Annotated in this window: 22 protein-coding genes; 16 read left to right on the top strand and 6 right to left on the bottom strand. The window is 68.4% G+C overall.

Features of this window, described 5'->3' with window-relative positions; translation table 11 throughout:
• Positions 1–7: 7 nt before the first annotated feature.
• Together DBO33_RS37855 and DBO33_RS37850 are read right to left on the bottom strand one after the other, a co-directional pair.
• Positions 8–739 carry a uracil-DNA glycosylase gene (locus DBO33_RS37855; protein WP_107660946.1) on the bottom strand — a complete coding sequence of 244 codons (732 nt, stop codon included), beginning with the start codon at positions 737–739 and terminating at the stop codon, positions 8–10.
• Positions 740–744: 5 nt separating this feature from the next.
• On the bottom strand, positions 745–2,037 hold the full coding sequence (locus DBO33_RS37850) for a M20 metallopeptidase family protein (RefSeq protein ID WP_107659314.1): 1,293 nt from the start codon (positions 2,035–2,037) through the stop codon (positions 745–747).
• Between the two features lie 252 nt (positions 2,038–2,289).
• On the opposite strand from DBO33_RS37850, the gene DBO33_RS37845 reads away from it, so the two are divergent.
• The 7 genes from DBO33_RS37845 to DBO33_RS37815 all read left to right on the top strand — a co-directional run bounded on the left by DBO33_RS37845 (position 2,290) and on the right by DBO33_RS37815 (position 8,938).
• The gene (locus DBO33_RS37845) at positions 2,290–2,733 is read left to right on the top strand and encodes a GyrI-like domain-containing protein (RefSeq protein WP_040738955.1); all 444 of its coding nucleotides are present in this window, start codon (positions 2,290–2,292) and stop codon (positions 2,731–2,733) included.
• Positions 2,730–3,164, top strand: a complete 435-nt coding sequence (locus tag DBO33_RS37840; protein WP_107659313.1) for an effector binding domain-containing protein — start codon at positions 2,730–2,732, stop codon at positions 3,162–3,164. The genes DBO33_RS37845 and DBO33_RS37840 overlap by 4 nt, the downstream gene beginning before the upstream one ends.
• Positions 3,165–3,416: 252 nt before the next feature.
• Positions 3,417–3,653: a hypothetical protein gene (locus DBO33_RS43290; protein ID WP_159080713.1), complete on the top strand. Its 237-nt coding sequence runs from the start codon at positions 3,417–3,419 to the stop codon at positions 3,651–3,653.
• Between the two features lie 301 nt (positions 3,654–3,954).
• Positions 3,955–5,772: a putative bifunctional diguanylate cyclase/phosphodiesterase gene (locus DBO33_RS37830; protein ID WP_107660945.1), complete on the top strand. Its 1,818-nt coding sequence runs from the start codon at positions 3,955–3,957 to the stop codon at positions 5,770–5,772.
• Positions 5,769–6,782 carry a GAF domain-containing protein gene (locus tag DBO33_RS37825; protein WP_107659312.1) on the top strand — a complete coding sequence of 338 codons (1,014 nt, stop codon included), beginning with the start codon at positions 5,769–5,771 and terminating at the stop codon, positions 6,780–6,782. The genes DBO33_RS37830 and DBO33_RS37825 overlap by 4 nt, the downstream gene beginning before the upstream one ends.
• A 97-nt stretch (positions 6,783–6,879) precedes the next feature.
• On the top strand, positions 6,880–8,007 hold the full coding sequence (locus DBO33_RS37820; protein WP_107660944.1) for a glycosyltransferase: 1,128 nt from the start codon (positions 6,880–6,882) through the stop codon (positions 8,005–8,007).
• A 106-nt stretch (positions 8,008–8,113) separates the two neighbouring features.
• Complete coding sequence (locus DBO33_RS37815; RefSeq protein WP_234391259.1) at positions 8,114–8,938, top strand: SDR family oxidoreductase; 825 nt, start codon at positions 8,114–8,116, stop codon at positions 8,936–8,938.
• Here the strand turns inward: DBO33_RS37815 and soxR are convergent.
• The gene (gene soxR, locus DBO33_RS37810) at positions 8,907–9,392 is read right to left on the bottom strand and encodes a redox-sensitive transcriptional activator SoxR (RefSeq protein WP_107659310.1); all 486 of its coding nucleotides are present in this window, start codon (positions 9,390–9,392) and stop codon (positions 8,907–8,909) included. The genes DBO33_RS37815 and soxR overlap by 32 nt on opposite strands.
• A 175-nt stretch (positions 9,393–9,567) precedes the next feature.
• Between soxR and arcA the strand changes: the two genes are divergently transcribed.
• Together arcA and DBO33_RS37800 are read left to right on the top strand one after the other, a co-directional pair.
• Positions 9,568–10,866, top strand: coding sequence for an arginine deiminase (gene arcA / locus DBO33_RS37805; protein ID WP_234391258.1), 1,299 nt, complete (start codon positions 9,568–9,570; stop codon positions 10,864–10,866).
• Between the two features lie 7 nt (positions 10,867–10,873).
• A complete protein-coding gene (locus tag DBO33_RS37800; RefSeq protein WP_107659309.1) occupies positions 10,874–11,233 on the top strand; it encodes a GntR family transcriptional regulator in 360 nt (119 codons plus the stop codon).
• A gap of 16 nt (positions 11,234–11,249) precedes the next feature.
• Here DBO33_RS37800 and DBO33_RS37795 read toward each other — a convergent pair whose 3' ends face one another.
• Positions 11,250–12,854 carry a dolichyl-phosphate-mannose--protein mannosyltransferase gene (locus tag DBO33_RS37795; protein WP_107659308.1) on the bottom strand — a complete coding sequence of 535 codons (1,605 nt, stop codon included), beginning with the start codon at positions 12,852–12,854 and terminating at the stop codon, positions 11,250–11,252.
• A gap of 277 nt (positions 12,855–13,131) precedes the next feature.
• Here DBO33_RS37795 and rsmI point away from each other — a divergent pair, with 277 nt between their 5' ends.
• Positions 13,132–13,992: a 16S rRNA (cytidine(1402)-2'-O)-methyltransferase gene (gene rsmI, locus DBO33_RS37790; RefSeq protein ID WP_107659307.1), complete on the top strand. Its 861-nt coding sequence runs from the start codon at positions 13,132–13,134 to the stop codon at positions 13,990–13,992.
• Between the two features lie 81 nt (positions 13,993–14,073).
• Positions 14,074–14,826, top strand: coding sequence for an isocitrate lyase/PEP mutase family protein (locus tag DBO33_RS37785; RefSeq protein WP_107659306.1), 753 nt, complete (start codon positions 14,074–14,076; stop codon positions 14,824–14,826).
• A 34-nt stretch (positions 14,827–14,860) separates the two neighbouring features.
• Here the strand turns inward: DBO33_RS37785 and DBO33_RS37780 are convergent, their stop codons facing one another.
• Positions 14,861–15,490, bottom strand: coding sequence for a TetR/AcrR family transcriptional regulator (locus DBO33_RS37780; RefSeq protein WP_234391257.1), 630 nt, complete (start codon positions 15,488–15,490; stop codon positions 14,861–14,863).
• Positions 15,491–15,659: 169 nt separating this feature from the next.
• Here DBO33_RS37780 and DBO33_RS37775 point away from each other — a divergent pair, with 169 nt between their 5' ends.
• Positions 15,660–15,905 carry a hypothetical protein gene (locus DBO33_RS37775; RefSeq protein ID WP_159080712.1) on the top strand — a complete coding sequence of 82 codons (246 nt, stop codon included), beginning with the start codon at positions 15,660–15,662 and terminating at the stop codon, positions 15,903–15,905.
• Positions 15,906–15,939: 34 nt separating this feature from the next.
• Here the strand turns inward: DBO33_RS37775 and metG are convergent, their stop codons facing one another.
• Complete coding sequence (gene metG / locus DBO33_RS37770; protein WP_267897924.1) at positions 15,940–17,544, bottom strand: methionine--tRNA ligase; 1,605 nt, start codon at positions 17,542–17,544, stop codon at positions 15,940–15,942.
• A gap of 41 nt (positions 17,545–17,585) precedes the next feature.
• Between metG and DBO33_RS37765 the strand changes: the two genes are divergently transcribed.
• The 4 genes from DBO33_RS37765 to rsmA all read left to right on the top strand — a co-directional run bounded on the left by DBO33_RS37765 (position 17,586) and on the right by rsmA (position 22,059).
• Positions 17,586–18,413, top strand: a complete 828-nt coding sequence (locus DBO33_RS37765) for a TatD family hydrolase (RefSeq protein ID WP_107659302.1) — start codon at positions 17,586–17,588, stop codon at positions 18,411–18,413.
• A 193-nt stretch (positions 18,414–18,606) separates the two neighbouring features.
• Positions 18,607–19,734, top strand: coding sequence for a resuscitation-promoting factor (locus DBO33_RS44620; protein WP_107660942.1), 1,128 nt, complete (start codon positions 18,607–18,609; stop codon positions 19,732–19,734).
• 222 nt (positions 19,735–19,956) lie between these two features.
• The gene (locus DBO33_RS37755) at positions 19,957–21,123 is read left to right on the top strand and encodes an alpha/beta fold hydrolase (RefSeq protein ID WP_107659301.1); all 1,167 of its coding nucleotides are present in this window, start codon (positions 19,957–19,959) and stop codon (positions 21,121–21,123) included.
• Positions 21,124–21,177: 54 nt separating this feature from the next.
• Positions 21,178–22,059: a 16S rRNA (adenine(1518)-N(6)/adenine(1519)-N(6))-dimethyltransferase RsmA gene (gene rsmA / locus DBO33_RS37750; RefSeq protein ID WP_107659300.1), complete on the top strand. Its 882-nt coding sequence runs from the start codon at positions 21,178–21,180 to the stop codon at positions 22,057–22,059.
• Positions 22,060–22,541: the final 482 nt, after the last annotated feature.

The raw sequence follows: 22,541 nt of genomic DNA, 5'->3' as shown, positions 1-22,541 counted from the left end.
TCCGGAGCTAGCCGGCCGACGGTCCGTCGAGCTCGAGCCCCGCGGCCTGCGCTGCCGTGCTCAGCACCGCCTCGACCATCGCGGGCGTGAGCCGGCCGGTGAAGGTGTTCTGCTGGCTCACGTGATAGCAGCCGAACAGGTGCAGCGGTGCCCGGTCGGATTCGGCCGGGGACAGCTGCACGTGTACCCCGTGCCCGAACTTCGGTCGCGGCCGCGGAATGACCCAGCCCGCGTCCGCCAGCACGGGCAGCAGCGCCTGCCAGCCGAACCCGCCGAGCACCACGACGGCGCGGACAGTCGGTGCCAGCAAAGCGAATTCGGTGGCCAGCCAGTGCTTGCAGCGGTCGCGTTCGGCGGGTGTCGGCTTGTTGTCCGGCGGTGCGCAGTGCACCGGTGAGGTCACTCGGACGCCGTTCAGGCGCAGGCCGTCGTCGCGATGGGTCGCCGTGGGCTGGTTCGCCAGCCCGACCGCGTGCATGGCGGCGTAGAGCACATCGCCGCTGCGGTCGCCGGTGAACATGCGGCCGGTTCTGTTGCCGCCGTGCGCGGCTGGTGCCAGCCCGACGACGAATAACCGGGCATCGTCGGGCCCGTAACCGGGAACGGGTCGGCCCCAATAGGTTTCGTGCTGGAACGCGGCACGTTTCTCCCGAGCCACCTGCTCGCGCCAGGCGACCAGGCGCGGGCACGCGAAGCAGTCGGCGACCGCGGCGTCCAGCTCGGCGATGGTGTGGCACACGGGAATCACTCTAGATCCGGGACCAGCGCGCCGGTCAGGTGGTCGATAGCCACGTGGGCGTGCAACCGGACCCCGGTGACGAGGGTGTCGTCGTCGGCGTAGAAGTACGGGCTGTGGTTCATGAACAGCCCGCGGCCGCCCGGCGCGGGCACCGGCATCCCGTTGTCGGCGAGCTCGGCATCCTGCACGCCGAGCGTCACATACAGCCCGCCGTATCTGTTGACGAACTCCGAGACGTCGTCGTAGCCGAGCGTCGCCGGGGTCTGCACGACCCGGTCGACCCCCGCGACCCGGCAGAATGTCGGCAGACCGGCGTCGATCCACTCCTTCTTGTTGTGTACCGCGGGCACATCCTGCAGATAGTCGACCGTCGCCGTGGTGTTGTAGGCCTGCGCGGTGTGTTCAGCCAGCGTGCCGAGCCGCTTCTGCACCTCGGCCATATCGGCTTCCACGGCACAGCGGATGGTGCCCCACAGGGTGACGGTGCGGCCGATGATGTTGAACCGGCCCACATCCTCGATGTGCCCGATCGATACGGTGATCGGCTCGAACGCGTTCACCTGCCGGTAGAGCTGGCCGATGCCGGTGAGCACGGCGCCGACGGCGGGCATCGGGTCGATACCCATCCACGGTGTCGAGCCGTGCACCTGCTGCCCGGTGATGACGATCCGCACCAGACACGAGGCACCGAATTGGTTGCCTACCCGATACCCGATGTAGCCCTTGGGAAATGGCGTGACGTGGAATCCGAAGGCCATCGTCGGCACCGGGTCGGCGAACACGCCCTGCGCGAGCATCTCTCGGGCGCCGCCCTTTTCGTCGACCGGCGGGCCCTCCTCGGCGGGCTGGAAGACGAACAGCACCGTGCCGGGCAGCCGATCGCGCACGCCCGCAAGCACACTCGCGGCACCCAGCAGCATCGCGGTGTGGCAGTCGTGGCCGCAGGCGTGCGACACCGGAAACGGGCCGCCGGGATATGCGTCGTCGACCACGTGCGAGGCGAAGTCCACACCGCATTCGTCGGGTACCGGCAGCGCGTCGATGTCGGCGCGCAGCGCGATCACCTTGTCGCCGGGTTGTCCGCCGCGCAGCACCCCGACGACGCCGTGCCCGGCGATCCCGGTGCGCACCTCGTCGAGGTGCAGCGAGCGCAGCTGGCCGGCGATGAGGGTGGCGGTCTCGACCTCCCGGTTGGACAGCTCGGGATGCTGGTGCAGCTGCCTGCGCCAGGAGATCACCTGGTCGGCCAGCGCCGCGGCACGCTCGTCGAGTTCGCCGTGGATCGGGCTGTCGTTCATCAGGTCTCCGTTCGAGGTCGACGGTTGGCCAGTTGATCGGCAAGCGAAACGATCATGTCCACTATGCATGAGTGACTTTCCGGCGGTGTCGCTTTACCCGGCACAGGTCATTTGTCCAGTTCGGGACGGTCGTGACCGTGGATAACAAGCCGGACATGTGATCGTGACCACGCGGTCTGTGTTGATAGCATGGCCTTTCTGGCCGACCGGATGCGGGCATCGCCCCCGGATTCATCTCGAAAGAGTCTTTCCATGCAGTTTGAAATCGTCGAGCGGGACGAAACGTGGGTTGCCGGGTTGCCGGTGCGCAGCCCTAAACGTGCGCTCGGAGAGCTGCGTGACCACGACCTCGAGGCCGCCTGGGCGACCGTGCTGCACCAGGAGCTCGGCGGACCGCTCGCCAGCGCCTATACCGACTACACCGGTGAGCTCGGCACCTACAACACCCAGATCGTCGGCTACGAGTGCGCGTCCTTCGGCGACGTCACCCGCGGTCACCTGGTGGCCAGGCTGCCGCGCGGCACCTATGCGCGGTTCTCCTCGGTCGGTAACTTTCCGCAGGTGATGACCGACCTCTGGACCCAGATCGCGTACGCCGAGGAACACAACCAGATCAAACGGACCTACACCGGTGATTTCGAGTGTTATCCACACGCCTACAAGATCGAGCTGTATCTGGCGGTAGACGCCCGATGACTTATGCGATCGCAGTGCGTGGTGAGGCGATTTACGGCGGCCTGGTGGTGCCCCGGGTGCGCCCGAGTTTCAAGGTCAGCAACAGCGACCTGATCGAGTTCCTCAAGGACCGTCTGCGCGACCGCAAGGGCGAGGACCGACCGATGTACACCGTGTACGTGCCGGACCCGGCCGGAAATTACAACGCTGTCGTCTGCTTCGAGTACCGCGAACCCGAGTCGGTGCCGATCGGCGATGTCCTGGTGCGCGTCCCGAAGGGCGTGTACGCCCGCTTCGCGCCGAACGGCGACTATCACGATCCGGTGGAGGACGTGTGGGCTCAGGTCGATGACGCGACAGCGTCGGCCGAGATCACCCGGGCTTATCGGGAAGAGATCGAGATCTGGCAGGGGCCGGACTCGGTCGAGCTGTTCATCTCCATCCTCGTCTGACTTGCTGCTGGTTAGCTGCACTAGAACCGACCAGTCACTCTGGTATCTTGCTCAACCCCGAGATGGGTTCTGACCAGGGGGAATTTACAGGGGCGCATCCAGTTTTCGGAAGATTAACCAGACGTCTGGTCAATTCTTCCCGGATGACGGATACTGCCCTAGGCAAACCCGTCCGAAAGCAGGATTCGGGTGGAGATGTCGGCCCCGGTTCGACGACCGCGTAAGGATGCGGAGCAACGGAGTAGGAACAGTATGGCTGTCGAGGCGAGCACCGCCGCCGCGCCGATCCGGGTTGCTGGCGGCTTCGGGTGGACGGTAGCAGGTCATTTTCCGCCGGACCCCGATTCCCATGATCGCTATCGGGCCGATCCGATCTGGTGGGATAATCGGGGATGTCGGGCAATTGCCGATGAATTGCACGGCTCGCCGATTCGAGTCGAACAGCCCGGCCGCCGTGCGTCGGATACCGACCCCGGAATGGTGGGGTGACGGATGGGTGCGCACAGCAGCCGAAAAGCGCGACTCCCTGGCGCACCGGCCACGATTTTCCCGGATTTCGTGGATACACTGGCGTCGCTTCGATTCTCGGACCTACTCGGAGTACCTGAGCATGAGACCATGGCGTTGGTGCTATGCCTGAGCGAATCGGCTGCTGCCCGGGGTCGTAACGGGCGGCTCCGCAGGCGGCGGTGGCCGATGCCGGGCGTGGACACCCGTGGATAGCGTGATCGGAGACAAGGTGCCTCGGCGGACGCTCGACTCATTGGTGACCCAGGTCGCCTCCGAGCTGATGGGTGTCGACGCCACGACCATGGCCGAGGCGACCGAGCGGGTGCTGGCCCAGCTGGTCGAATATTTCGATGTCGACTTCAGCTACGTGCGCCACACCGACCGCGAGCGCCGGGCGTCGGTGCTGATCGCGGAGTGGCCGCACCGGCCGCAGGTGCCCGATCCGGATCCGCTGGAGGTCGTCTACTTCGAGGGCGCCGATCCGGTGTTCCGCGCGTTCGAGCACGGGACCGAACCGATGATCGCCCGCCCGACACCGGAGTTCGCCGACTACCAGGAGACGATGCGCCGGGCCTCCGGCATCCCCGTCGTCACCACCGCCGCGGTGCCGCTGCTCTCGCGCGGCGAGTCGACCGGCGTGCTCGGCTTCATCAAGACCGGTGACCGGGAGTGGAGCACCCGCGAGCTCAACGTGCTCAAGGCGATCGCCGCGCTGTTCGCGCAGCTGCAGGCGCGGGTCGTCGCCGAGGAGCGGTTGCGCTACATCGCGCTGCACGACGACCTGACCGGACTGGCCAACCGCCGCGCGTTGCTCGAGCACATGGAGGAGCGGCTGAAACCGGGCAGCCCGGGGCCGGTGGCGGCGTTCTTCCTGGACCTGGATCGGCTCAAAGCGCTCAACGACTTCCTCGGCCACACCGCGGGCGACAACTTCATCCGCACCCTCTCCTCGCGGCTGCGCGAGCACCTCGACCCGGACGACATGATCGCGCGGCTCGGCGGTGACGAGTTCGTCATCGTGCCGGCCAAACCGATGGACGCGGTCGCGGCGGAGGAGGAGGGCACCCGGATCCAGCAGCTCATCGGCCGCCGGGTCACCGTCGGCGGGGAATCGGTGAGTCGCGCGGCGAGTATCGGTGTGGCCGTCGGCATCCCCGGCGAGACCACCGTCGCCGACGTATTGCGCCGCGCCGACCATGCGCTGCTGTCCGCGAAATCGGGCGGCGGCAACGGTGTTGCGGTGTTCACCGACGCCATGCGAGCCCAGTTCGAGCTGCAGGACGACGTGGAGCTCAACCTGCGCGGCGCCGTGTCCGACGGCTCGCTGCTGCTGCACTACCAGCCCGAGGTCGACCTGCGAACCGGGCGCATCGTCGCACTGGAGGCGCTGGTCCGCTGGCTGCATCCGACCAGGGGTCTGCTGCCGCCCGCCGCCTTCGTCACGGTGGCGGAGGCGACCAACCTGGCCGGTGAGCTCGGTCGCTGGGTGATCAGGTCGGCGTGTGCCCAGTTCGCCGAGTGGCGCAGGCGCGGCCTGGCGGCGAATGTCGTGATGCGCATCAATGTTTCGCCGGTGCAGCTGGTCAGCCTGGACTTCGTGGAGCGAATCGAGGACATCCTGCGGCTGTTCGGCATCGACGGCAGCTCGATCTGCCTGGAGATCACCGAGCACGTCGTGGTGCAGGATCTGGCGCGCACCCAGGTCACCCTGCGCGGGCTCAAGCGCATGGGCGTGCAGATCGCCATCGACGATTTCGGCACCGGCTACAGCTCGCTGTCGCATCTGAAGGCGCTGCCGGTCGACGCGGTGAAGATCGACCGCGGCTTCGTGCAGCGCCTCGGCGCCAGCACCGACGACCTGGCGATCGTGAAATCCATTATCGGACTTGCCGGTTCGTTCGGCCTCGGTGTGGTGGGCGAGGGTGTCGAGACGGCGGTGGCCGCGCGCACCTTGGTCGGGCTCGGTTGCTATCGGGCGCAGGGCTTTCTGATCGCCCGGCCGATGCCCGCCGACGAGGTGGAGGCGCATCTGGCGGTCGGCCGCATTCCGCTCGATCTCGACTTGCCGAGGGCGAGTCGCGGCACTGCGGGGATATGACCGACGAACGCTCGCCCGAACATCAACTGTGCGAACATGATTGGTTGCTGATCGAGACGTTGGGCCGCACCGCCGATGGGCAGTGCACCGTGCCGACGCTGGTGTCCGACGGAACGAAGGTGAAGGACTGGGCCCGCTTGCTGCGGGTCCGCCGGGAACTGCATGCCGCCGCGCCGCAACGCATCATCGAGGTGGTGCAGCGCTGCGTCGAGACCGCGGAGAACGTGACCCATTGCGAGACAGGGCTTGTCGTGCACGGCGTGCCCATCGTCTGCGCGTTCGACGAGGTGCACGGCGTGCAGGTGTGGGCCGGGACCGACGAGCAACAGCCGCCGCCGCGGCTGCGGGTCGCCGCATGGGACTGGGTCGCCGACACCGAATTGGCGCACCACGGGCCAGGTTTGGAGGAACTGGTGTTCGCCAGGGCGCCCGAGGACGTCCGGGTGATCCGCACGCCGCCGGAGGCCTTCGGCCGCATGGTGCGTTTCGAGGGCCGGATCGACTATTTCGAGATGGTCGGCACGCTCGACGGCAGACACCAGAGCGAGGTCGACATGCTCGGCGACGACGGCGTGGTGCGCAGCTTCCAGATGGTGACCAGGGCCGATCCGGTGGCCCGCCGGATCAGGGCGGTGATGCACGAATTCGCCGATGCCGAGCCTGCCCAGCCCGATGTCGACATGACCATGCTGCGCGCGGTGTCGCAGCGGGCGGACGACGGCGTCGGCTTCGTCGGCCTGACCTCCTGCCTCATCTACGAGTGGACCAGAATCCCGGCTCCGCCGCTGGACCGCTGGGCCGTCGAACGCCCGACGGTGCACCCCGACGACCTCGCCGGCTTCCGCGCCGCCTGCGCCGAGCTGGCCGCCGAACCCACCGGAACGGACGCCAGACACCTGCGACTACGGGTGCGGTTCACCGGCACCGAGTGGATTCCGGTGCGAGCCGAGCTCTCGCCGGTGCTGCCCGCCGCGAGCGGCCACGGGCTGATCAAGGTGTGGCCGGAGTAGCCCTGACAAGCCGGTTCGCCGGGTCTTCCACGGCTGTTCACGTCGCGTTGGGCGCATCGGTCCCGAGGATCACCCGATGGGCTGCACCATCGGCGAGGTGCGCATAGTTCAGCTTGCGAACTTCTACGGCCCGCGGTCGGGTGGGTTGCGCACGGCCTTGCATCACCTCGGCGAGGGCTACGTGACGGCGGGCCACGAAGTGGTGCTCATCGTGCCGGGCGCACGCCGCTCCGAAGAGCTGCTGCCGACCGGCGTTTTGCGAATAACCTTGCCCGCCTTGGCGATTCCGTGGACCGGCGGCTATCGCGCGGCCGACCCGCGGCGAGTGGCCGATGTACTCACCGGGCTGCGCCCCGACGTGCTCGAGGTGTCGGACCGGCTGACCCTGCGCGGTTTCGGCCGCTGGGCTCGGCGCCGCGACGTCACCGGGGTGATGATCTCGCACGAACGACTCGACCGGCTGCTCGGCCAGTTCATGCCGGGCCGGGCCGCGCGCCGCTGCGCCGACGTGGCCAACGGCCGCACCGCCGCCGACTACGACATCGTGGTCTGCACCACGGAGTTCGCCCGCGAAGAGTTCCGGCGGATCGACGCGCCGAACGTCGAGCTGGTGCCACTCGGGGTGGACCTGGAGTTGTTCAGCCCGCGCAGGCACGATGGCCGACTGCGCGCCGATCTCGGAGTGCCCGGCCATCCGCTGCTGGTGCACTGCGGCAGGCTGTCGGTGGAGAAACGGGTGGAGCGCAGCATCGAGGCCGTCGCCGCCCTGCACGAGGCGGGCACCGAGGTCCGGCTGGTCGTCGCCGGTGACGGGCCGCGCCGCGAGGCCTTGGAGCGCCGGGCGCGTGCGCTGCCCGCACTGGCGGGCGGACTGCCCTCGGTGCACTTCACCGGCTTCATCTCCGAACGGGCGATGGTGGCGAAACTGCTTGCCACCGCAGATGTTTCACTGGCCCCCGGCCCGCACGAGACGTTCGGCCTCGCCGCGCTGGAGGCCCTGGCCGCAGGCACCCCCGTGGTGGCGAGCCGGTCCTCGGCACTAAAGGACATCGTGACCGCCGAGTGCGGCGCGGTCGCCGACGACCGCGGTTCCGCGTTCGCGCAGGCGGTCACCGACGTGCTCGCGCTGCCGACGGTCGGCCGCAGGCGCGCGGCCCGCAGCCGGGCCGAGCAGTACACCTGGCCCAGGGCGGTGGCCGGAATGCTCGCCGTACTGGGCCGCTGAGCCGCGCTCGACTACCCTGCGGTGAGCCGATTCGAGAAATTCGAGATGAGGATGCGCAGTGCGAGGTAATGGGCGACCGGGCCGCAGGACAGTGCGGGAGGCGAAGGTGCTGATCACGGGCGCCGCCAGCGGAATAGGCCGGGCCACCGCGCAGGCCGCCGCCGCGGCGGGCGCCGAACTGGTGCTCACCGACATCGATGCCGCCGGGCTGGACGACACGGTGGCGGACATCCGGCGCGACGGCGGCGTCGTGCTCGCCGCGCAGGCGTTCGACATCACCGACTTCGATGCGGTCACCGCCTTCGCCGAGCAGGTGCACGGGGAGCACGGCAGCCTCGACATCGTGATGAACGTCGCGGGCACCTCGGCCTGGGGCACCGTGGAAAACCTGGAGCACAAGCATTGGCGGCGCATGGTCGACGTCAACCTGATGGGCCCGATCCATGTGATCGAGAACTTCGTGCCGCCGATGGTGCGGGCGGGCAAGGGCGGCTCGCTGGTCAACGTTTCGTCGGCGGCCGGTCTGCTCGCGCTGCCCTGGCACGCGGCCTACAGCGCGAGCAAGTACGGCATCCGCGGCGTCTCGGAGGTGCTGCGGTTCGACCTCGACCAGCACAACATCTCGGTGCACCTGGTGGTGCCCGGCGCGGTGGACACACCGCTGGTGCACAGCGTCGAGCTGGTCGGCGTGGACCGGGAGTCACCGAAGATCCGCCGGCTCACCGAGTCGTTCACCAAGCACGCGGTGTCGCCGGAGCATGTGGCGGCCTCGATCCTGCGCGGCATCGTGCGCAACCGGTTCCTGATCTATACGTCCTTCGACATCCGTTTCGGCTACTGGTGGGCGCGAAAGTTCGCGCTGCCCTACGAGTTCGTGATGCGGCGCGCCAGCGCCAGGTTCAGCCGGTTGCTGGCCGCGCAGCACAATTGAGCTGCACATCCAGCACGCGCGCGCCGGGGCCTTCGGTGCCGAGCCGGTCGTGCTCGTTGACCAATTTGCAGCTGCCGAGGGACAGGCAGCCGCAGCCGATGCAGCCGGTCAGGTTGTCGCGCAACCGAATCAGCTGGGTGATGCGGTCGTCGAGGTCGGCGCGCCAGGTGGTGGACAGCGTCTCCCAGTCGCGGCGGGTGGGGTTGCGGCCTTCCGGCAGTTGATCGAGGGCGTCGCGAATCTCGCTGAGCGGTATGCCGACCCGCTGGGAGATGCGGATGAAGGCGACCCGCCGGAGCGTCTCGCGCGCGTATCTGCGTTGATTGCCGCTGGTCCGCCGACTGCTGATGAGTCCTTCGCGTTCGTAGAAGTGCAACGCGGAAACTGCTACTCCGCTACGCTCGGAAAGCTGCCCGGGGGTCAGCTCCTTTGCTCGCCAATCGGCTGTCGACATGCACGCTCCTCCATTCCCCTCAACAATACTTGAGGTTAGTCGGAGCCGGGGGAGGAATCGCCCGCATCGGCCAGTCGGCCCGATCCGCCGACGGCGACTGCCGCACCACGCCGCAAGACCACAACGAAGGCCCGAATAACGTGCTCTCGAGGCCGCGGCGAACTACGGTCTGAGCATGGGAGCAGATGCTGTGCCCGCGCGGCACGGAGAGGACTCGGACGCGGACGGGCTGGACCCCGACAGTCCGGGCACGCGGTTGACGGTGACCTCCGAGGTCGGCACGCTGCGCACGGTGCTGCTGCATCGGCCCGGCGACGAACTGCGCAGGCTCACCCCGCGCAACAACGATCAGCTGCTGTTCGACGGCATTCCCTGGGTGGAGCGGGCCCAGCAGGAGCACGACGCGTTCACCGGCGTGCTGCGCGAGCGCGGCGTCGAGGTGCTGCTGCTGGCCGACCTGCTGGCCGAGACCCTCGCGGTCAGCGGCGCCGCCCGCATCCAGGGCATCTCCGCCGCCGTGGACGCGCGCAGGCTCGGGCACACGCTGGCCGACCAGCTCGCCGCCTTCCTGCGCGGCGTCCGGGCCAGGGACCTGGCCAACATCCTGATGGCCGGGATGACCTTCGACGAACTGCCGTTCGGACCCGACGCCACCTCGCTGGTGCGCCGGATGCACCACGGCGCGGACTTCGTCATCGATCCGCTGCCCAACCTGCTGTTCACCAGGGACTCCTCGTTCTGGATCGGGCCACGCGTCGCGATCACCTCGCTCGCGCTGCCCGCCCGGATCCGGGAAACCTCGCTCACCGACCTGATCTACGCCTTCCATCCGCGTTTCCTCGGGGTGCGCCGCGCCTACGAATCGCACACCGCGCCCATCGAGGGCGGCGATGTGCTGCTGCTGGCGCCCGGCGTCGTCGCGGTGGGCGTCGGCGAACGTACCTCACCGGCCGGCGCGGAAGCGTTGGCGCGCAGCCTGTTCGACGACGATCTCGCGCACACCGTGCTGGTCGTGCCGATCGCGCAGAACCGGGCGACCATGCACCTGGACACCGTCTGCACGATGGTCGACAGCGACGCGCTGGTGATGTATCCGGCGGTGCGTGACTCGCTGTGCGCGTTCACCATTCAACGCGAAGACGATTACAGCGGGCGCAACGGCGAGGGCCGGGTCGCGATGAGCGGACCCGATCCGTTCCTGGTCGCCGCGGCCAAGGCGATGGGCATCGACAAGCTGCGGGTGATCGACACCGGCCTCGACGGCGTCACCGCCGAACGCGAACAGTGGGACGACGGCAACAATACGCTGGCCATCGCGCCGGGCGTGGTGGCCGCCTACGAGCGCAACGAGATGACGAATGCTCGCCTGGAGGACGCGGGCATCGAGGTGCTGCGCATTCCTGGCTCCGAATTGGGTTCCGGTAGAGGCGGACCCCGCTGTCTGTCCTGTCCACTATCCCGGGATGAGTTGTGATCCAACCATGTTCAACATCACCGTGTCGCATGAGTCGGCTGTCCCGCCCTACGAGCAGCTACGCATGGGGATCATCGCCAAGGTGCGCTCCGGCGAGCTGACTGCGGGCACCAAGATCCCCACCGTGCGGGCGCTGGCCGCGCAACTCGGTCTCGCGCCGAACACGGTGGCGCGCGCCTACCGCGAGCTGGAGGCCGACGGCGTGGTCGAAACCCGGGGCAGGCAAGGCTCTTTCATCGCCTCCTCCGGGGATCCGACCCGCGACGTCGCGGGCCGCGCCGCCACGGCTTACGTCGCTACCGTTCGCCGCCTGGGGCTCGACGACACCGCCGCACTGCGTTACGTCAAAGCGGCACTGGAGGGTTGAGCCGCGCTGCGCGTGCTCAGCGCCAACTGGGCAGCCAGAGGTGGTCGTGCCAGTTGCCCGGCGTGATCGGCAGCGCGGTGAGGATCGGCCAGAGCCAGATGAAATTGGCGATCACCAGGCCCAGGTAGAGGCAGACGGCGAGCAGGCCGAGGGCGTGCCGTTCGTCGGGCGCGACCGGTAGATAGGTGCCGGCCGGACTGCGCGGCACGGGTATTCGCCGGGACGGGCCGAGGATGTCGCCGAGCACCAGCGCCATGCCCATCACCAGGAACGGGGCGAGCGCCACGGCGTAGAAGTAGTACATCTGCCGGTCGAGGGTGAGGAACCAGGGCAGCAGCGCCGCGCTGTAGCCGACGAGCACCGCGGCGTAGCGCCAGTCGCGCCGCACCACGATGCGCCACACCATCCAGGCGATCACCGGGAAGGCCAGCCACCAGATGGCCGGGGTGCCGATCAGCATGACGGCCTTGACGCACTGGGTCTGCCCGCAGCCGCTGACGCCGTTGTCGGCGTAGTAGTAGAGCATCGGCCGCAGCCCCATCGGCCAGGTCCACGGCTTGGATTCCCAGGGGTGGTGATTGCCCGCCGAATTGGTCAGGCCTTCATGGAATTTGAGCGCCTCGCCGCTGTAGAACCAGAGCGAGCGCAGGGCGTCGGGGATCCAGCTGAACGGCCCGCCGGTGCCGACCTGATTGCCGACCGCCCACCGGTTGACGCCGGTCTCGCTGGCGAACCAGGCCCAGTAGGTGCCGAGATACACCCCGAGCGGCACCAGCACCAGCGCGTACAGCGCGGGCCCGATATCGCGGATCGCCGTGCCGGACCATGGACTGCGCACCCCGTAGGCGCGCCGGGCCGCCAGGTCGAAGCCGACGCTGAGCAGGCCGAAGGCGACGATGAAGTAGACGCCGGACCATTTTGTCCCGCAGGCCAATCCGAGCAGCACGCCGGCGCCGAAGCGCCACCAGCGCACCCCCAGGCGCGGTCCCCACGGTGTCGCGTCGATCCGGCCTTCGGCGTCGGCCTTGGCGAACCGGGCGCGCACCTCGTCCCGGTCCACGATCAGACAGCCGAACGCGGCCGTGACGAACATCGCCAGGAAGATGTCGAGCATGCCGATGCGCGAGGAGACGAAGGTGGTGCCGTCGGCGATCAGCAGGATGCCCGCGATCGCGCCGATCAGGGTGGACCTGGCCAGCCGCCGCACGATGCGGATCACCAGCAGGACGAGCAGGGTGCCGGCCACCGCGGACGCGAAGCGCCAGCCCCAGCCGTTGTAGCCGAACATCGCCTCGCCGATCGCGATGAGCTGCTTGCCGACCGGCGGATGCACCACCAGCCCGTAGCCGGGGTTGTCCTCCACCCAGCCGCCGTTGAGCATCTGCCAGCCCTGCGGCGCGTAGTGCTTCTCGTCGAACACCGGGGTGCCCGCGTCGGTGGGGTAGTTGAGCATGGTGAATCGCGTTACCGCCGCGATCGCCGTGAGAAACGCGGTGACGAGCCAGCCGCGCAGCGTATCGGTCGGCCCGAAATCGGGCGAGGGTCGCCGCGGCGCGGGGCTCGACCAGGAGGGCACGGACCCGAACGGAGCGGTCGCACGCTGGTCGGTCACCTGTGTCACGCTCCGATCGTATGCTGTGCGCGCCACGAGGTCCCGCAGCGGTGAGCCCGACACCGTGTGAAATCCGTAGCACGCGCGTACTCGCCGCGTGGTCACGATCACATACCCAGTACCCGGTCCCACCAGCGTCGCACTGCGAACCCGCTGACCGCTGTCGAAAACGGGCGCATGGCGCACTTGTCCGCGCGTGGCCCAGTAGGGCTGCGGGCGCGGGGTGGGCGGGTCGATAGGCTGCGAAGGTTCGGTGGATGCCGGACGTGGTCGAGACGGGAGTGCGGTGGCGGACGAGGCGACAGGGCCGGGCAGGCTGGTGCTCGCGGCGACCCCGATGGGGGACATCGGTGATGCCTCACAGCGGCTGCGCGACGCGCTCGGGTCGGCCGACATCGTCGCGGCGGAGGACACCCGGCGGACCAAATCGCTCGCCAAGGCCCTCGGCGTGGAGATCACCGGGCGGGTGATCAGCTTCTACGACCACGTGGAGGTCGCGAAGATTCCGGCGCTGCTCGCCGATATCGAGGCCGGGCGCACCGTGCTGCTGGTTACCGACGCGGGCATGCCGTCGGTGAGCGACCCCGGCTATCGGCTGGCCGCGGCGTGTGCGGCGCGCGATCTCCCGGTGACCTGCCTGCCCGGCCCGTCGGCGGTCACCACGGCGCTCGCGCTGTCCGCCCTTCCGGTGGAACGGTTCTGCTTCGACGGCTTCGCGCCGCGCAAGGGCGGTCAGCGCCGGGAGTGGTTGCGCACCTTGGCCACCGAGCCGCGCGCCTGCGTGTTCTTCGAGGCCCCGCACCGCCTCGCCGACTGCCTGGCCGACGCCGTCACCGTGCTCGGCCCCGACCGGCGCGCCGCCGTCTGCCGCGAACTGACCAAAACCTACGAGGAGGTCATCCGCGGCACCCTCGCCGAGGTCGCCGCCTGGGCCGTCGACGGCGCCCGCGGCGAGATCACCGTCGTCCTCGAAGGCGCGCAACCCAAATTCGCCGACCCGGTCGACCTGGTCGACGAGGTCGAAGCGCTCACCGCCGAAGGCCTCCGCCTCAAGGACGCCTGCGCGCAGATCGCCGGCCAGAACGGCGTCTCCCGCAACGAGCTCTACGACGCGGTGCTGGTCGCCCGACGCGACGGCGAGGACTGACCGGCGTTTGTGCGGGGGGACAGCGGTCAGGTGACGAACCGCGCCATGGTGCGCGCCGCGCCGACGCGGCATGATCGTCCTATGTCTTCTCTGGAAAGCAAGGCCAAGACCTTCCTCGCACTGCACCGTCCCGGTGATCCCGCCGTCCTGCCCACCGTGTGGGACGCGTGGTCGGCGAAGGTGGCGGTGGACGCCGGGTTCGCCGCGCTCACCGTGGGCAGTCATCCGGTCGCCGACTCGATCGGCCGCGCCGACGGCGAGGGGATGACCTTCGCCGAGTTGCTCACCAGGGTCCGGCAGATCACCGAGGCCGTCGACGTGCCGGTGTCGGTGGATATCGAGTCGGGCTACGGCCTCGAACCGGCGCAGCTGATCGACGGTCTGCTCCAGGCGGGTGCCGTCGGGCTCAATATCGAGGACACCGTGCACAGCGAGGGCGGCCGGCTGCGCGCGCCGCAGGAGCACGCCGATCTGGTGCACGGCCTGCGTCAGTTCGCCGACGCGGCCGGGGTGCACGTGGTGGTCAACGCCAGGACCGACCTGTTCCTGCGCCAGGACGGTGACGAGGCGGACCGGGTCGATCGCGCCATCGAACGGCTGCGCCTGGCCGCTGCCGCGGGTGCCGACGTGCTCTTCCCGGCGGGTGCGTCCGGCGACGCTGCCGTGCGCAGGCTGACCGGTGAACTGCCCCTGCCGATCAGCATGGTCGGTCTGCCGGACAAGTCCGACAAGGCGGTGCTCGCCGACCAGGGCGTGGCCAGGATCAGCTTCGGTCCCTTCTTGCAGCGGGCGCTCACCGCGGAGATCGAGCGGCTGCTCGCGCGCTGGAAGTAGTTGTTCGCCGCTGAAAAGCGAAGCGGCGCTACGGTTACAGGCCGAGTGTGGCCTTGACGAATTGCACGAACAGCGGAGCCAGGTCGGGCACGCGAGCGGGGCCGTCGGACACGATGACGCGGCGGGTCCGCTCGCCGATCGCGTCCGGAAGTAAGGCGATCAGCTCGTCCGACACCTCCGGTAAGGCCGGATCCGCTTGGCGCGCTTGGTCGTAGAAAATTCGGTACAGCTCGGCGAAGCGGTCGACGGCCAGGTCGCGGAAGTCGACGGCGGCCTGGTTCACCTTGAACGACTCGACGAGGATCAGCCGCGCGAAATCCGGCTCGGCAGCGACGGTTTCGCAGAAGGTGACGACGATGGACTCGATCCTGGCGTGCGCGTCGGCCTCCGGCGCGAGCTGGGCGAGTTCCTCGGCGATCCGGGTGGCCACGATGTCCACGCCGGTGTGCACCGCCTCGACGAAGCACTCTTCCTTGTTCGCGAAGTGCTCGTAGAAGGTGCTGCGCGAGACCCGTGCTCGGGCAACGATATCGGTGAGTGTGGTGCCGGAATACCCCATGCTGTCGACGCATTCGACCATCGCCTCGATGAGCCGCCCACGCTGCGAGACCAGGACCGCGTCTCGTGCCGCGCGATGCCGATCGGCGAAGCTGTTCTGCGGCATGGGTGTCGATCCTGTCGCCTGTTGTCGGCGCATCGGTGCCCTCCCTGTTCAGCGAACATATGCATTCGTAACCAAGCATTATGCGTCTGTGCGCCAGGGGATTACGCGCCGGAGGGCAACGATGGCCGTTTCGGTCCGGGTTCGGGCCGCGTGCGGTACCTTCCGGTAGGTGTTCAGTACGCGGTGGTACACGGGGCGGAGAATCGAACGGGGAATCCGAGAGTTGTTGCGCACCGCGGTGCGAGCGCTACTCGCGTCGATCGGCCGTAGCCGCCCGGCGGCCGGCCCGGCCCACATCGAGCACAGCCCGCTCGGCCGGACCGTGCCGCGCGCGGGCTACTCGACCATCAGGCAGTGTGTGCCCGCGCGCAGCAGCATGGTGCGGCGCCGCCAACGCGGCACGGGCACAGCCTGATTCGACGCACGCGACCGAGCAGGCCGCGTGCGGATCACTCCTTCGGCTCGATGTACTTGGGGTACACCGGCTCCGGCGCGGGCAGCGGCACGCCGGGCACGATCGGCGTCGCGATGTCGGCGAAGCTGCGATCCTGCTGGCCGAGCTGATCGAGGATCTTGCCCGCCGAACCCGGCATCACCGGCTGCACCAGGATCGCGACGATGCGCAATACCTCGAGCGTCACGTACAGCACCGTCGCCTCGCGGGCCAGATCCTCCGGCGTGCCGGACTTGGCCAGCGCCCACGGCGCCTGCGCGGAGAAGTACTTGTTCGTCTCGCCGAGCGTCAACCAGATCGCTTCCAGCGCGAGATGCATTTGCTGCGCGTCGAATTCGGCGCGGCAGCGGTCGAGCAGCCCATTGGTCAACGCCAGCAGTGTCTGGTCGGCCTCGGTGAACTCACCCGGCGTCGGCACCACGCCGCCGCAGTCGCGCGCGACCAGCTTGGTGCTGCGCTGCACCAGGTTGCCGAACTCGTTGGCCAGGTCCGAGTTGATCCGGCCGACGATCGCCTCGTGGCTGTAGCTGCCGTCCTGCCCGTAGGAGATCTCGCGCAGCAGGAAGAAGCGCACCGCGTCCAGGCCGTAGGTGTCCACCAGCTCCAGCGGGTCGACCACATTGCCGACCGACTTGGACATCTTCTCGCCCTTGTTGTACAGGAACCCGTGCACGAAAACGCGTTTCGGCAACTCGACGCCCGCCGACAGCAGGAACGCCGGCCAGTAGACCGTGTGGAACCGGGTGATGTCCTTGCCGATGATGTGCACGTCGGCGGGCCAGAACCGCTGGAATGCAGCGGATTCGGTGTCCGGGAAGCCGACGCCGGTGATGTAGTTGGTGAGCGCGTCCACCCACACGTACATCACGTGATCGGGGTGGCCGGGCACCGGCACGCCCCAGTCGAAGGTGGTGCGCGAGATGGACAGATCCTTCAGCCCCGCCTTGACGTAGCTGACGATCTCGTTGCGCCGGGTGGCGGGCGCGATGAACTCGGGGTGCTCCTCGTAGAGCGCGAGCAGCTTGTCCTGGTAGGCCGAGAGCCGGAAGAAGAAGTTCGACTCCTCGGTCCAGGTGACCGGCGTCTTCGTCTCGGTGGAGATCCGGGTGCCGTCGTCGAGCAGCGTGGTCTCCTCCTCGGTGTAGAACGCCTCGTCGCGCACCGAGTACCAGCCCGAGTAGTTGCCCAGGTAGATATCGCCGTTGGCGAGCATCCGCTCCCAGATGGCGACGCTGGCCGCCTGGTGGTCCTCGTCGGTGGTGCGGATGAACCGGTCGAAGGTGACGTCGAGCGTCTTGTCCATCGCCTCGAACACGTCGGAGTTGCGCGCCGCGAGCTCCTGCACCGGGACGCCCTCGGCGACGGCCGTCTGCTGCATCTTCTGACCGTGCTCGTCGGTGCCGGTCATGAAGAAGACGTCGTACCCGTCGAGCCGCTTGAACCGGGCGATGGCGTCGGCCGAGATGTACTCGTACGCATGCCCGATGTGCGGCGCACCGTTCGGGTACGCGATGGCCGTAGTGATATAGAAGGCGGGGCGGTCGGCTTCGCTCATGGTGTGTCTACTGTAATGCGCGTGGTTTCCAACCTTCGCGCGAATATCCCTGGCACGGATTCCGGTGTCGTGAACGGCGGTGCCCGATGAGCAACAAGCGCCCCGCGCCGGACCTGCCGGAGCCGCTCGCCCCGATCGTCGACGCGCACACCCACCTCGATGCCTGCGGCGCCACCGACGCGGCGTCCCCCGCCGTGATCGTGGACCGGGCGGCCTCGGTCGGCGTCGGCCAGGTGGTCACCGTCGCCGACGACCTCGCCGCCGCGCAGTGGGCCGTGCAGGCCGCGCACTGGGATCCCCGCGTCTACGCCGCCGTCGCGCTGCACCCGACCCGCGCCAACGCGCTGGACGAGGCTGCGAAGGCCGAACTCGAACGGCTCGCCGCCGACCCTCGCGTAGTCGCGATCGGCGAGACCGGGCTCGACTACTACTGGCCGGGCAAGCTGGACGGCTGCGCCGATATCGAGACGCAGATCGAGGGCTTCCGCTGGCACATCGGCCTGGCGAAGCGGCTGCGCAAACCGCTGATGATCCACAATCGCGAGGCCGACCACGATTTGCTGACGGTGCTGCTGGACGAGGGTGCGCCGAATACCGTTATCTTCCATTGTTTCTCGTCGGATACCACGATGGCGCTGGCCTGTGTGGCCGAGGGCTATGTGCTGAGTTTCTCCGGCACGGTCAGTTTCAAGAATGCGCACGAGTTGCGGGAAGCCGCCAAAGTGGTGCCGGACGAGCTCATTCTGGTCGAAACGGACGCGCCTTATTTGACCCCGCATCCATTCCGTGGTGCCCCCAACGAACCGTATTGCTTGCCGTACACGGTGCGGGCGCTGGCGGAAGTGCGCGAACAGGACCCGGCCGAATTGGCGAAGATCACCACGGCGAACGCTCGTCGCGTCTACGGCATCTGAGTCGAACCCGCTATTTTTCGGCACTCTGAGTACCCGTAAGGGGGCTGGATATGCGGGGTGTGTCCTAGGTCACTATGAAGGTCACATTTCGTGATCAACCTGCGGCGTCGATATCTTTTCGTGATATTGATAGCTCCAGCTGAAGCCAGTGAAGGTTGTCTACCCCCAAACCCCTCGTTATCGTACTGTGACCATGTCCCCATTCACGAGGATCAACCAGTCTCGCTCGCCGCTGCTGTACGTGGCGGTCGGCGCGTTGCTGATGACGCTGATCGTCGGCGCCGGGCTCGCGATCGTGAACCGCAAGACGGTGACGGTCGTCGTCGACGGCGAGAAGCGGGTCGAGACGACCATGTCGCTCAACGTGCGCGGCGTGCTGCGGGCCGCCGGGTTCGCGGTGACCGAACGCGACAAGGTGGCCCCCGGGCTGGCCGCGCGGATCGGCGACGGCGCCACCATCACGCTCAACCGGGCGCGTGAGGTGCAGCTGATGGTCGACGGCCAGGCCCGCAAGGTGTGGACCACCGGCCTGACCGCGGGCGAGGCGCTCGAGCAGCTGAGCCTGCCCAGCGAGGTGTACGTCTCGCCGGCCCGCACCGAGAAGCTGCCGCTGGAAGGTGCCGCGCTGAAAGTCGCGACGCCACGGGCGGTCTCGCTGATCGACGGCAGCGGCGCACCGGTCGACCTGCGGTTGGCCGCGCCGACCGTGGGCGAATTGCTCACGGTCGCGGGCGTTCCGCTGATCGAGCAGGACACCGTCGAGCCCGCCGCGTCCACCCCGCTCACCGATGGCACCCGAATCACGGTGACGCGCAAGCGGATCGAGCAGCGGACGGAGACGCTGCCGCTCGACCCGCCGGAGAACGTGATCGAAGACCCGACCATGAACATGAGCCGCTCGGTGGTGGAAACCCAGGGTGCGCCGGGCGTGCAGGACGTCACGTTCGCGGTCACCATGGTCAACGGCGCCGAGGTGGAGCGTAAGCCGATCGCCTCGACGGTGACGGTGACCGCGCAGCCGAAGACCATCCGCAAGGGCGCCAAGCCGGGCACCGAGGTGCCGCCGGTGCGCGACGGAGCGGTCTGGGACGCGCTGGCTCGCTGCGAGTCCACCGGTAACTGGAGCATCAACAACGGCAACGGTTACTACGGCGGCATCCAGTTCGACCAGAGCACCTGGGAACGGCAGGGTGGCCTGAAGTACGCACCCCGCGCCGACCTCGCGACCCGCGAGGAGCAGATCGCCATCGCCGAGGTCACCCGCGCCCGGCAGGGTTGGGGCGCCTGGCCCGCCTGCACCAGCCGCCTCGGCATCAGCTGAACCTCCTCGAGCCGCACACCTTTCGTTTTCCCGCATAGGAAATTGCATGCGATTCCCTATGCGGGAAAACAGAACCTGTGCGTGTGATGGCGGTTACGGGGCGGAACCCCTTCGTGTTGCCTTCGATTCGCTGAGCGGTCATGGGGACCAGGCAATATTCCGCTGATCTGTACACTCGTCCAGGTTTGTGACGGTGTGGGTCGGGTCAGTGAGGTGTGGTCGATGAGGGTTGTTCAGGTGTGCCGGCGTGCGGTGGCGGTAGCCACGTTGTCGGCCAGTGCCGCGTTGTGCGTGAATGTTGCTCCGGCACACGCGGAAACTCCCGGGACGCTGATCTCGGTCGCCGCCCAGCCGGACGGCTGGCACGGGGTATCGGGTGGCTCGGTGGTCGAGTACTGGATGCGCGCATCGGACGGAACGCCGCGGCAGGCCAGCGGCGCGCTGTTCGTCCCGCCGGGCACGCCGCCCGCGGGTGGCTGGCCGGTCGTCGCCTACGACCACGGCACCACCGGTCTCGGCGCGGGCTGCGGCGGGCAGTCCGATCCGGCGGGCCATCCTTATCAGCAGACCCGGTCCAAAGAGGACCGGCTGATCCAGCGCCTGCTCGGCCAGGGCTTCGCCGTGGTCGCGCCCGACTACCTCGGACTCGGCCGCTTCGACACGGGCCCGCACCCGTACCTGGAGATCGCCTCGGAGGCGACCGCCACCATCGATCTGCTGCGCGCCGCCCGCACCACTCATCCCGAGTTGTCGCGCACCTGGGCCGTGCTCGGGGTGTCGCAGGGCGGGCAGGCCGCGCTCGGCACCGGCCACCTGCAAGCCAGCTACGCGCCGGACCTGGATTTCCGCGGCACCATCGCGATCGACCCCGAATCCGATGTGGAGAAGGTGCTGCCACTGGCCGGGCCGAACATCCCTGCGGTCCGCGGTGGTGACGGCGCGATGAGCTTCTTCGTCAGCATCCTGGCGGGTCTGCGCGCCGCCCGCCCTGACGTGAATGTCGACCAGTACCTCACCCCGCAGGGGCGAGAGGTCTTGGACAGCGTCGGCACCCGGTGCCTGGACGGCATCACCGAGCGCGTGCGCGGCCTCGGCGTCGGCGACCTGCTCGCCAGGCCGCTCGCCGACGAGCCCATCCGATCCGCCCTCGACACCTACCTCACCGTGCCGACTTCCGGCTACGACGCCCCGATCCTGTTGCTGCTCAATGTCACCGACACCGTCGTGCCCTCTCCACTGCACGCCGCACTGGCCGCCCAGTTCGCCGCCAACGGTGTCGATTTCCAGACCGTCACCGGCACCGGCACGCACACCCAGCTCAACCCGCCGATGTGGGCGGCCATCGATTCCTTCCTCGACCGCGTCAAGGCACCGGCGCCGCAGCGGTAGGCGGCGAGGCCAGGTTTGCGCAGGGCACATCCCGGAGGTTGATAGGTTCTTCAGGTGTCCGAACCTGAAGTTGCTGCTCGTGGGAGTGCCGCGTTGCTCGGACCCGCCGAAGTGCGGGTGCTGGCCGAGCGGCTCGGCGTGCGGCCGACCAAGCAGCTCGGGCAGAACTTCGTGCACGACGGGAACACGGTGCGCCGGATCGTCACGGCGGCCGGCGTCGGGCGTGACGACGTGGTGCTCGAGGTCGGGCCGGGACTCGGTTCGCTGACGTTGGCGCTGCTCGACGTGGTGGATTCGGTCGTCGCCGTCGAGATCGATCCGGTGCTCGCCGAGCACCTCCCGGTGACCGTCGCGGACCGGGCGCCCGAACTGGCCGACCGGTTGACGGTTGTCGAAGCGGACGCGTTGCGGGTCGCCGCCGCCGACCTCCCGGTGTCGCCGACCGCGCTGGTGGCGAACCTGCCATACAACGTGGCGGTCCCGGTGCTGCTGCACCTCCTGGCCGAATTGCCTAGCATCACAGTGTCTTTGGTGATGGTGCAGGCCGAGGTGGCGGACCGGCTCGCGGCCGCCCCCGGCAGTCGCATCTACGGCGTGCCCAGCGTGAAGGCCGGCTTCTTCGGTACCGTCCGCCGCGCGGGCGCCGTCGGCACCCAGGTCTTCTGGCCGGTTCCGCGCGTCGATTCCGGCTTGGTCCGCGTCGACCGCTACGCCGAACCCCCGTGGTCGATGGACGACGACCATCGCCGCCGCGTCTGGGAGGTCGTCGACGCGGCTTTCGCACAACGCCGCAAAACCTTGCGCGCAGCGTTGGCCGGCTGGGCCGGCTCACCCGCGGAAGCCGAACGTCGTCTCGTCGCCGCCGGCATCGCCCCGACGGCCCGCGGTGAAACCCTCGACACAGCGGCGTTCGTCCGCCTCGCCGCCCAGGCCTGAGTAACGCAGTCACCGGGAGAGTATCGAGATAGGCGTACTGGTCGGTTTGTGTTGCGGCCGAAGCGAATACGCGCGCAGCGAACCTGTATCGGCAACGCGTTCCACCGGTAATTCCGGCGATGCAGATTGTGGATAACTGGCTTTTGCCTTTTTGTCGCAACGTGGGCGGCCGCAGTGGTGTCGTCTATCCGATTGTGCGTCTTCACGATTCGCACGGCGCGGTAAGCGCAGGTCAGCCCGTCTGCCGACGGAGCGATCGAGCGGAGACCCGCAAGTGCGGACCTCAGTGCTCGGCACCCTGACGCAGTGTGCCGCCGGATGTGGATGAGCCTGTGGATGATTCGACCATGGCGTCGTCCATGGTGAACGGTGCGGTGTGCACCGCGCCGCCGGGGGAGAAGTCTAGATAGCGCCGATACGCGCCCGCACTCGGGGGGTCTGCGCAGAGGACGCGACTTCGAGTGCGATCGGTCGCACCTGAT

This window comes from Nocardia suismassiliense, from assembly GCF_900269665.1.
Taxonomy (GTDB): Bacteria; Actinomycetota; Actinomycetes; order Mycobacteriales; family Mycobacteriaceae; genus Nocardia; species Nocardia suismassiliense.
This window is presented reverse-complemented; position numbering and strand designations above follow the sequence as displayed.